We start from the raw sequence: 10,182 nt of genomic DNA, 5'->3' as shown, positions 1-10,182 counted from the left end.
CTCGAGGCCAGCACCCCCGAGCTCGACGATGTGGTACGCATCAAGGACCGCTACGGGCGCGAAGGCACCAGCGCTCCCTGACGCCTGACATGCAGGGCGCCCCACGCGCAGGGGCCACGAATGCAAAGTCGATACGGCGATACCCTTCCCACGGGGTGTCGCCGTTCTGCATTTTGGGTCGTAACTCCGGCCTCTGCCCACCGTCAGATGCCGACATTTCGCGCAATTGGCCGTTCAATAACTCCCAACATCCGCTGCCATGAAAGTGATCATCCCGCTCGCCGGCAAAGGTACGCGACTACGCCCCCACACCCATGTGGTGCCGAAGCCGATGGTGAAGGTGGCTGGCCGGCCGGTGATGAGCTACGTGATGGACGATGTGCTGCAGCTCGGCAACGTCGAAGAGGTCATCTACATCACGGGGCATCTCAAGGAGAAGGTGGAGGCGTTCGCGCCGAAGGCATTCGCGGTGCCGGCGAAATTCATCGAGCAGGATGTACAGGACGGAACCGCCGGTGCCGTAGCGCGCGCCGGCGATCACATCGATGCGCCGGTGCTCATCATCTTCGTCGACACGATCTTCGACGCGGATTTGAGCGTGGTGAAGGACAGCAGCGACGACGGCATCATCTGGACCAAGGAAGTCGAGGACTATCAGCGCTTCGGCGTGGTGGTTACCGACGACAACGGCCACATGACGCGCATCGTGGAGAAGCCAAAGGAGCCGATCAGCAAGCGCGCGAACATCGGACTCTACTACATCCGCAACTGGCAGCTGCTCAAGGAAGCGATCGCCCACGTGCTCACCACCACACCCAACAAGGGCGAGTGGTATCTGACCGACGCCTTCCAGTACATGATCGACCATGGTGCGAAGATCCGTGTGGTCGACGTGGACGGCTGGTACGACGCGGGACAGTTGGAGACGCTGCTCGACACGAATCGCGTGATGCTGGAGAAGGGGCGGGCGCGCCATCCGGATGCATTGGGCGAGGGCGCGACGATCATCGAGCCCGTGTACGTCGAGGAAGGGTGCATCATCGAACATGCCACCGTTGGGCCGAACGTATCGCTCGGCAAGGGGAGCGTGGTGCGACAGAGCACCGTGCGCGATACGATTGCCGGTGACCACGTGACGATCACCAATGCCACCTTACACGATTGCGTGCTGGGTGATCACGTGTATGTCGAGGGCGTCGCTGGCAGCATCAACATTGGTGACCACTCCGAAATTCGAGGCGAAGGATGACTGATCCGCGTTCGTCACTGTCCCGTCGTGATCTCCTCGCCGGTGCTGCGGCGGCGGCCGCTGCTGCGGTGGCCGGCACGCCGGCGCAGCTCTTCGCCAGCACCAACGACTGGCGCGTCGATCTGGCCGCGCCGGTGTGGGCGGGCAACGACTCGATGCTCGGGGTGCCGTTCGAAAAGCACGCGACCGTGCGCGTCGCCATCGTGGGTACGGGGCTGCGCGGTCGGAGTGTCCTGAACGAACTGCTCGCCATCGAGGGCGTGGAGATCACGGCGGTCGCCGATGTGGTGCCGGAGAAGGCGCAGCGGGCGGTGGCCATGTGCACCAAGGCCGGGCGCAAGGCCCCGGCCGTGTTCACCGACGGCGAACGTGACTACGAACGCCTGGTGCAGCGCAACGACATCGACTTCGTGTATACCGCCACTCCGTGGCCGTTCCACACGCCGGTCATGCTCGCGGCCATGAAGGCGGGGAAGCATTGCGGCAGTGAGGTACCCATTGCCCTCACGCTCGAACAGGCGTGGGCGCTGGTGGAAACGTCGGAGAAGACGCGCCGGCACTGCCTCATGATGGAGAACTGCTGCTACGGCAACAGCGAACTCACAGTGCTCCGCATGGTGCGTGAGGGGGTGTTCGGCACGTTGCTGCACGCCGAGGCGGCGTACAATCACGACCTGCGTGCCATCCTGTTCGAGAATCGCGACGAGGGACTCTGGCGCCGTTTCCCCCACACGCAGCACGACACGAACTTGTATCCCACGCACGGCCTCGGGCCGGTGGCGCAGTATCTCGGCATCCATCGCGGCGACCGCTTCGAGCACATCGTGTCCATGTCGTCACCCGAGGCTGGCCTGACCGAATGGCGTGAGCAGCACGAGCCCAAGGACAGCCCCAAGTGGACGGAAACGTACAAGACGGGCGATGTGAACACGTCGCTCATCAAGACGGCGAAGGGGCGCACGATTCTGCTGCAGCACAACGTCACCAGCCCGCGCCCGTATTCGCGGCTCAATAATCTCCAGGGCTCGAAGGCGGTGTTCAACGACTATCCCCCGCGCCTCTACATCGACGGCACGGCGGGAGGCGAGAAGTGGACGCCGCTCAGCGAGTACAAGAGCAAGTACGAACATCCGTTGTGGACGGCGGTCGGTGAGCTCGCCCGCAAGAACGGCGGGCACGGCGGCATGGACTTCATCATGGCGTATCGCCTGGTGCAGTGCATGCGCGAAGGGCTGGCGCCCGATTTCGATGTGTACGACGCGGCCGCGTGGAGTGTGCCGTATGCGTTGTGCGAGCAGTCGATCCGCAAGGGCAGTGCGCCGGTGAAGTTCCCCGACTTCACGCGCGGGGCGTGGCGCACGAGCACGGCGCCGCAGGGGCCCGCCATTGCGGCCGGCTGAGTTGCCGTCCCGCAACTGGTCTTTCGGTCGCCCATGATTCGCACGGCGGTCATCATGGCCCGAGGGCTGGGCACGCGCATGCGACGCGCTGATGCCACGGCTGCTCTCGAGGCATCGCAGGCCGCCGCGGCGGAAACGGGCGTGAAGGGGATGATCCCCATTCGTCGCCCGTTTCTGGAGTACGTGATCTCGGCACTCGCCGATGCCGGTATCACCGAGGTGGTGCTGGTGATCGGCCCGGAGCATGATGCCATTCGGCAGCACTTCGGGCACGAGGCACCCCCGGTGCGCACCCGTGTGCGGTTCGCTGTGCAGGACGAACCGATCGGGACGGCCAATGCCGTGACGAGCGCGGCGGCGGTCATCGGTGACGAGCCATTCCTCGTGCTCAACGCCGACAACTACTACCCGGTGGAAGCGTTCCGGCGACTCGCCGCAGACGAGACGGCAGGGGTCGTCGCATTCGATCGTGATGCGCTGGTAGACGAGGGCAACATCGACGCCGAACGCGTGCGGTCGTTTGCCGTACTCGACGTGGGCGATGACGGCTTCCTCGCGGGCATCGTCGAAAAACCTGGTGACTCGCTCGACCTCGCGAGTGAGGCCGCGCGCTGGGTCGGCATGAACCTCTGGGCCGTGACGCCGGCTGTGGTGGAGGCGTGTCGCCGCGTCCCGAAGTCGGTGCGCGGGGAATTCGAGCTTCCCGAAGCCGTGGCGTTGGCGGTGCGCGAGGGGGTGCCCGTGCGCGTCGTGCGTCTCGCAGCGCCGGTGCTCGACCTCTCGCGCCGCGGCGATATCGCCGGCGTTGTGGATCGGTTGCGCCATCTCGATCCACGCCCGTGAGCGGCCCGTCTCGTGACTGATTTCTTCGTCCGGCACACCTTCGAAGCGGCTGGCTTTTCGCCTGTCGTGGCCGATGCGTATCGCTCGCTGCTGCGCGAGGCGCACGAGGCCCTCGACGAGGCGGAAGTGCCCTCTACCGAACGCCGGGTGTGGATCGTGCCCGGTCGCATCGAAGTGCTCGGCAAGCACGTGGATTATGCCGGGGGACGTTCGCTGTTGTGCACGGTGGAGCGCGGCATCGTGATCGTCGCCCGCAAACGGGCAGACCGCACCGTCGTGCTACGCGATGCGCGCCGGCGTGAGGCGCTGTCGCTGTCGCTCGATGCGCCGTCCCGCGGGGCGGTCCCGTGGTCGATCTACCCGCGCACCGTGGTGAACCGTCTGCTGCGGAACTTCGGTGAGCAGATGCAGGGGGCCGAAGTCGCGTTGGCCAGCAACCTGCCTCCGGCTGCGGGCGTATCGAGCTCGAGTGCGCTGACCGTGGGGCTCACACTCGCGTTTTCGGCGTTGTTCGATCTGCCGTCGCACCCGCTGTGGGGGCAGGCGCTGCATGATCGCGCCGATCTCGCGGGGTACGTGGGCGCCCTCGAGAACGGCATGGACTACGGGGTGCTCACCGGTCACAAGGGCGTGGGTACGCTCGGCGGGGCGCAGGATCAGACGGCGATTCTCTGCAGTGAGCGCGGGCGTCTGGAAGTGTATTCGTGGGCGCCGGTACGGTTCGAACGCTCCGTCCCGTGGCCGTCGACCCACACCTTCGTGGTGGGCGTGAGTGGCGTGGTGGCCGCCAAGACGGGCGCGGCGAAAGAGCGCTACAATCGCGCCGCACGTACGGCACACCACCTCGTGCAGGCGTGGAATGCGACGGGTGGCGAACAGGTCCGCACGCTGCGTGATGCTTTCCTTGCGGCGGCTGGTGATGCGCCGTTCGGCGAAGTCCCGCCCGCTCTGGTTACCGCGGCGGAAGCGTCGGCCTCGGAGGAGTTCTCGGCCGGACATCTGGTGGGACGACTCGGGCAGTTCTTCGACGAAACGTTCGTGATCGTCCCGCGTGCGGCGGAAGCGCTCGTTGCCAACGATCTCACCGAGTTCGGACGACTGGTGGACAAGTCGCAGGCTGGCGCCGAGCGTGCGCTCGAGAATCAGATCGCCGAGACCGTGCACCTGCAGCGGTACGCGCGCGAACTTGGTGCAACGGCGGCCAGCGCATTCGGTGCGGGATTCGGTGGTGCGGTGTGGGCGATGGTGCCCACGGTCGATGCGGAGCGTTTTGCGAGCCGCTGGCGGGAGAAGTATCTGCGCGTACATCACAGTGCGTCGCACCGCGCGCTGTTCTTTCAGACGACGCCGAGTTCGCCGGCGTTCGAGCTGGTCTGACGTGGGTTTGGGCGACGGGCACTCTTGAACTGCAGACGGCAGACGGCAGGCACTACAGCACGCAGTGGGGGAGGAATTCGGAAGAACCACACGGCAGCGTGCGCTTCGCGCCGCTGCCGATTTCCCTACCGCAAAGGACATCGGGCGCCCCGCGAAGCGGTGGCGCCCGTTTTGTTGTACCGCATTCCTCCGTAACTGCGTGCTGTAGTTCCTGCCGTCTGCCGTCTGCTGTTCGAGACCCACCCCCGCACGCCCCCGCACCCGTACCCTTGCCACCATCCAAGGGTACATTCCAACATGCGTCGCCCCCCGCAGCATGTGGTGGCTCACCACCACCGCGGTACCGGTTTGCGTTTCGCGGCACTTCGGTCGGCCCGCCCCGGTGCCTGGGCCGCCTTTCTGGCGGTGCTTGGGCCGGGTTTGCTCGCCGGACTCTCCGACGATGACCCCGCCGGGATCACCACGTATTCGATCCTCGGCACCGAACACGGCTACCGGCTGCTGTGGATCATTCCGGCGTCCACGATCCTGCTGGTGCAGTTCCACCTGATGGCCGTGCAACTGGGGGCGGTCACCGGTAAGGGGTTCGTGGCGCTCGTGCGGAGTCGCTGGGGACGTGGCTGGGGCTACGCCGCGGTACTGGGACTGCTCTTCGCCAACTTCGGGACGATCTGCGCCGAGTATGCCGGGATTGCGGCTGCCGGATCACTCGTGGGGATTCCCTCCTGGGTGAGCGCGCCGCTCGCCGGTGCGCTCATTGCGCTCATGGTGGTGATGGGCTCGTTCAAACGCGTCGAGCGTGTGCTGCTGATCGTGTCATCGACACTCGCGCTGTACATCATCGACGGTGTGCTTGCCGGGCCCGACTGGTCGGCGGTGGCGACAGGGGCCATCGTACCGCGCATGCCACTGAATACATCGGGATGGGTGGCGCTGTCGGCGGCGCTCGGCACGACGCTCGCGCCGTGGGGACTCGCGTTCATTCAGTCGTATGCGGTGGACAAAAAGATCACCGTGGGCACGTTGAAGTGGGCGCGTGTCGATGTCGTGATCGGCTCGCTGCTTACGGGTGTCGTGGGGTTGGCGATTGCCGTGGCGTGCGCGGCTACGCTGCACAGCACGAACGCACACGTGGAGACCGCCGCCGACGCCGCCATGGCGCTGCGCCCGCTGGCCGGCGCCTTTGCAACGGTGTTGTTCGGTGCCGCCCTGCTTGGCGCGTCGCTGCTGGCCGCCGCCATCGTGCCAATTGCGACGGCATACTCCATTGCCGAAGGGGTGAACGAGCCGGCATCGCTGGGGCTCGATGGGCATCACTTCCAGTGGTTCTACGCCGCGTTCGTCGGCCTCACGGTCGCCGCCGTGAGCGTGGTGGCGCTCCCTGGTCTACCGCTCATTCCGCTCATCTACGCGAGCCAGGTGGTGAACGCCGTGGTGCTTCCCCTGCACCTCGTGGCGCTCGTGATGCTCGCGGCCGATGCCAAGGTGGTGGGGGAGGCCCGTCCGCCGCGGTGGTCCCGCATGGGCGGATGGGTGAGTGTGGGGCTGGTCGTCGCCTGTATCGTGTCGCTCGTGGTGGCTACGCGGTAACAGCGAGATCGAGCACGAGTCGCAGCAGGCGCGTGAGCCCGCGCGCGCCCGTCGTGTCGTCGTACCACTCCTCGCTGGTGTGCGCACCGCCACCGCAGCCGCCCGCGCCAATGGCGATGGCCGGAATGCCTCGTGACAGCGGGATGTTCGCATCGGTGCTCGCCGAGGCCGAGCGCGGGGTGACCCCAACGGCTTCCGTGGCGCGCCGTGCGGCATCCACGAGAGGATGCGCGTCGTCGAGCGAGCCAGCGGGGCGATCGCCGTGTATCGTGACTTCGGCGCGCAGGGTCGGTGGCGTGAGCTGCTGCACGAGCCGCATGAGCTCGCGCCTGACCGCGTCGATACGCGCCGCCGATGTCCCGCGCAGGTCCACGTCGACCCACGCCCGTTGGGGAATGCCGGTGAGTGATTCGCCGCCCTGCATGCGCGTGATGTGGACGACGGCATCGCGACGACGGGCATCACCAAGGCGCGAGACGCGGGCAATGAACTCGCCGAGCACATGAATCGGGTTGGCCGCGTCGGCATGCACCCAACTGTGGCCGCCGTCGCCGTGCACTGTGACACGCAGCCGATGTGAGCCGACGGCGTGATGCACGATACTCTCGTCACCGGGCCCGTCGATGGCCACGGCGGCGTAGGGAACGACGCCACGTTGCTCCGCCGCATCGAACCACGCCCGCGCCCCGCGCAGATTCCCTTCGCCTTCTTCTGACACGGTCGCCACCAGATGCACGGGGCGCCGTAGCTGCGTACGCACGTCGGGCAGGCCGAGCACGCGCGCCAAAAGGAGCATGGCTGCGAGTCCCCGGCTGTTGTCGCCGATGCCCGGCGCACGCAGCCGCGTCGCATGCCGGTGTACGGCCACGACCCCGTCCTGCGGGGGCCCGGCATCGTACACGGTGTCGAGATGCGCGAGGCAGACGAGCGGTGCGTCCTTGCCTTCACCGAAGGACGCACACACGTTCCCCACGGCATCGAGATGGCACGCCCGCGCACCGGCCTGCTGCAGCCCCTGTTGCATGGCGCGTGCCCGGGGACCTTCGTTCCCGGTGGGCGCAGCGACGGCGGCGAGCGACACCTGTTGCTCGAGTGCCCACGTCTGCTGCGTGGACGTCACCGCCGCGTACGTGTTCACCCACGTCGTGGTCCACTTGTTATTCGTCGACGGAGACGATCGGAGGCCGACGCGTGGCCGGAGAACCATCAGCATCCCCTCACGACGAACAGCGCGCATGGCGGCCGCGCGGCAATGTGCTCGCTCTCGCCGCGGTGAGTTTTCTCACCGACGCCTCGAGTGAAATCATCGCGCCGCTCCTGCCGCTGTTTCTCGTGGGCACGCTGGGCGCGTCCGTGCAAATGGTGGGCGTGATCGAAGGCGCCGCCGAAGCCGTGGCCGCGCTGCTCAAGGTTGCGAGTGGATGGTGGTCCGATCGAGTGTCGCGGCGCAAGCCGCTCATCGTGTTGGGCTACGGTCTGGCCAGTCTTGTGCGCCCCATGGTGGCGATCGCCCAAACCGGCGCGCACGTGCTCGCCATTCGACTCACCGATCGGGTGGGGAAGGGTCTCCGCGGTGCGCCACGCGATGCGTTGCTGGCGGCGTCTGTCCCGGTGGAGCAGCGCGGACGGGCCTTCGGATTTCACCGCGCGGCCGACCACGCCGGGGCCGTGGTGGGACCGCTCATCGCGTTGGCATGCCTGCAGTGGCTCGCCATGCCGATGCGTCACGTGTTCTGGGTGGCCGCGGTGCCGGGCGCGCTGGCGGTGCTGGTGGCGCTCGTGGCGGTGAAGGAAGAGCGTCCGGCGGACTTGGCGGCTCCCATTCGCGGGCGTGAGGCGCGCGTGGCGCTCCCCACGCGCTTCTGGGCCGGTATCGCGCCGGTGATGCTCTTCACGCTCGGGAATTCCACCGATGCCTTTCTGCTGCTGCGCGCGTCGCAGCTCGGGGTCCCCACGGCGCTCATCCCGCTGGTGTGGGTGGCATTGCACGTGGTAAAGAGTGCGTCGAGCGCGCCCGGTGGCGCCTTGTCCGACCGGATTGGCCGCCGGCCCCTCATCGTGGCTGGCTGGTTGCTTTACGCGGCGGTGTACGCTGGTTTCGCGCTCGCCGAGGCCCAATGGCACGCGTGGGCGCTGTTCGCCGCATACGGTGCCGTCTTCGGGCTCACGGAGGGTTCCGAGAAGGCGTTGGTCGCCGATCTCGTGGCTCCGGCGCAGCGCGGCACGGCGTTCGGCTGGTATCACGGCCTCGTCGGCGCCGCCGCGCTCCCTGCGAGTGTGCTCTTCGGCTACGTGTGGGACCGTTACTCGGCCGGGACGGCGTTCGCCATGGGGGCCGGGCTCGCGGTGGGCGCGGCGATATGGATGGCGCTGAGCGCCAATCAGCAGCAGCGCGAGCCGGTGGCCTTGTAGCGCGCCGTGAGTCGCTCGCGCTCGAAGGTGCGCGGGTCGAGCGGCGTGCATTCCGGATAATGTTCACGCATGTGCGCGAGATACGTGTCGTAATCGGGCACGCCGATCATGCGCCGAATCACGGCGGCCGCGCGCTTGAGCCGGCTGATCACACCATCCGACGCACGAGCGCGCGACGCCGTGTCGGCGGTACCCGAAGCGGGAACATGAGCGGAGCGCGCCATGGCGTGAGAAAAGTGAGAGGGAGGTGACGGTCGCGTGACGACCGGACGACTAAACATAAGGCGCGGGCCCATACACATGGGCCCGCGCCGTGGGGCCGACGAAATCGCTCTTACGCGCCCGTCAACTGCGTCCGTACGTACGGGGCTTCGCTGGTGGCCGCGGCCTTGCTGCCGCCCGTCACCGCGATCCACTCCTTGATCGACGCGCCCAGAATCACCACCACCGACACCAGGAAGAAGGCGGCGACGCCCGCATCGAGGTTGTCGTTGAAGATCATGCGCTGCGCGGCTTCGATGCTCTTGATGTTCGCCGGCAGCGTGCCGCTGGCGATCTGCTGCTTGATGAGCGCAGCGTGCGAGAGGAAGCCGAGCTTCGGATCACTGGAGAAGATCTTGGTCAGGCCTGCCGTCATCGTCACGATCACCAGCCACGTCATCGGGATGAGCGTCACGAAGGCGTAGCGCGCCTTGCCCATCTTGATGATCACCGTGGTGCCCACGCACAGCGCCACCGTGGCCAGCAACTGGTTGGAGATGCCGAACAGCGGCCACAGGGAGTTGATGCCACCGAGTGGGTCGGTGACGCCCTGGTACAGGAAGTAGCCCCACATGCACACGAACAGCGCGCTGGCGAAGATGCCGGCCGGGTAGCTCGAGACCTTACCCAGCGGCTTCCACACGTTGCCGAGCATATCCTGCAGCATAAACCGGCCCACGCGCGTGCCGGCATCGAGCGTGGTGAGAATGAACAGCGCCTCGAACATGATGGCGAAGTGGTACCAGAGCGCCATCGTGCTCTCGCCGCCCAGCGCCTGCGAGAACAGATGGGCCATGCCCACCGCGAGACTCGGCGCGCCACCGGTACGCGACAGCAGCGAGTTTTCGCCCACGGCCTTGGCGAGCGCGTCCAGCTCCATCGCCGTGATGGGCTTGAACAGCGCCCAGTTGTTGATCACGTCCGCCGCGTTGGCCGCCGTGGCGCCGATCACGCCAGCCGGCGAGTTGATCGCGAAGTACACGCCCGGCGTGAGCACGCAGGCGGCGATGAGCGCCATCGTGGCCACCAGCGATTCCGTGAGCATCGAGC

9 protein-coding genes and 1 pseudogene are annotated in these 10,182 nt (G+C 66.9%); 7 read left to right on the top strand and 3 right to left on the bottom strand.

Features of this window, described 5'->3' with window-relative positions; all coding sequences use genetic code 11:
* The 6 genes and pseudogenes from ACIQ6O_RS08025 to ACIQ6O_RS08000 all read left to right on the top strand — a co-directional run.
* Positions 1-81: pseudogene (locus tag ACIQ6O_RS08025) on the top strand (cupin); the annotation flags it as partial.
* Positions 82-259: 178 nt separating this feature from the next.
* Positions 260-1,249 carry a sugar phosphate nucleotidyltransferase gene (locus ACIQ6O_RS08020; protein WP_396207259.1) on the top strand — a complete coding sequence of 330 codons (990 nt, stop codon included), beginning with the start codon at positions 260-262 and terminating at the stop codon, positions 1,247-1,249.
* Positions 1,246-2,649 carry a Gfo/Idh/MocA family protein gene (locus ACIQ6O_RS08015; protein ID WP_396207258.1) on the top strand — a complete coding sequence of 468 codons (1,404 nt, stop codon included), beginning with the start codon at positions 1,246-1,248 and terminating at the stop codon, positions 2,647-2,649. Before ACIQ6O_RS08020 ends, ACIQ6O_RS08015 begins: the two co-directional genes overlap by 4 nt.
* Before the next feature lie 33 nt (positions 2,650-2,682).
* A complete protein-coding gene (locus ACIQ6O_RS08010; RefSeq protein WP_396207257.1) occupies positions 2,683-3,492 on the top strand; it encodes a nucleotidyltransferase family protein in 810 nt (269 codons plus the stop codon).
* Between the two features lie 12 nt (positions 3,493-3,504).
* Positions 3,505-4,869 (top strand): galactokinase family protein, encoded by a 1,365-nt coding sequence (locus tag ACIQ6O_RS08005; protein WP_396207256.1) that lies wholly within the window; start codon positions 3,505-3,507, stop codon positions 4,867-4,869.
* Positions 4,870-5,166: 297 nt separating this feature from the next.
* Positions 5,167-6,459 (top strand): NRAMP family divalent metal transporter, encoded by a 1,293-nt coding sequence (locus ACIQ6O_RS08000; protein ID WP_396207255.1) that lies wholly within the window; start codon positions 5,167-5,169, stop codon positions 6,457-6,459.
* Here ACIQ6O_RS08000 and ACIQ6O_RS07995 read toward each other — a convergent pair.
* Positions 6,449-7,696 carry a M20/M25/M40 family metallo-hydrolase gene (locus ACIQ6O_RS07995; protein WP_396207254.1) on the bottom strand — a complete coding sequence of 416 codons (1,248 nt, stop codon included), beginning with the start codon at positions 7,694-7,696 and terminating at the stop codon, positions 6,449-6,451. The genes ACIQ6O_RS08000 and ACIQ6O_RS07995 overlap by 11 nt on opposite strands.
* Before the next feature lie 17 nt (positions 7,697-7,713).
* Between ACIQ6O_RS07995 and ACIQ6O_RS07990 the strand changes: the two genes are divergently transcribed.
* Entirely contained in the window at positions 7,714-8,871 is a 1,158-nt protein-coding gene (locus tag ACIQ6O_RS07990) for an MFS transporter (RefSeq protein ID WP_396207253.1), read from the top strand.
* Here ACIQ6O_RS07990 and ACIQ6O_RS07985 read toward each other — a convergent pair.
* Together ACIQ6O_RS07985 and ACIQ6O_RS07980 are read right to left on the bottom strand one after the other, a co-directional pair.
* Complete coding sequence (locus tag ACIQ6O_RS07985; protein ID WP_396207252.1) at positions 8,841-9,095, bottom strand: YbdD/YjiX family protein; 255 nt, start codon at positions 9,093-9,095, stop codon at positions 8,841-8,843. The genes ACIQ6O_RS07990 and ACIQ6O_RS07985 overlap by 31 nt on opposite strands.
* 110 nt (positions 9,096-9,205) lie before the next feature.
* Positions 9,206-10,182 (bottom strand): carbon starvation CstA family protein (locus tag ACIQ6O_RS07980; RefSeq protein WP_396207251.1); only part of this gene is annotated, 977 nt, incomplete at its 5' end.

It is taken from the genome of Gemmatimonas sp., assembly GCF_044345575.1.
GTDB lineage: Bacteria > Gemmatimonadota > Gemmatimonadetes > Gemmatimonadales > Gemmatimonadaceae > Gemmatimonas.
This window is presented reverse-complemented; position numbering and strand designations above follow the sequence as displayed.

What these genes read in the sequence shown, in the direction of transcription:
- ACIQ6O_RS08000 (WP_396207255.1), top strand. Translation starts at nt 5,167, where the DNA reads ATGCGTCGCCCCCCGCAGCATGTGGTGGCTCACCACCACCGCGGTACC.
- ACIQ6O_RS08010 (WP_396207257.1), top strand. Translation starts at nt 2,683, where the DNA reads ATGATTCGCACGGCGGTCATCATGGCCCGAGGGCTGGGCACGCGCATG.
- ACIQ6O_RS07995 (WP_396207254.1), bottom strand. Translation starts at nt 7,696, where the DNA reads ATGCGCGCTGTTCGTCGTGAGGGGATGCTGATGGTTCTCCGGCCACGC.
- ACIQ6O_RS08020 (WP_396207259.1), top strand. Translation starts at nt 260, where the DNA reads ATGAAAGTGATCATCCCGCTCGCCGGCAAAGGTACGCGACTACGCCCC.
- ACIQ6O_RS07985 (WP_396207252.1), bottom strand. Translation starts at nt 9,095, where the DNA reads ATGGCGCGCTCCGCTCATGTTCCCGCTTCGGGTACCGCCGACACGGCG.
- ACIQ6O_RS08015 (WP_396207258.1), top strand. Translation starts at nt 1,246, where the DNA reads ATGACTGATCCGCGTTCGTCACTGTCCCGTCGTGATCTCCTCGCCGGT.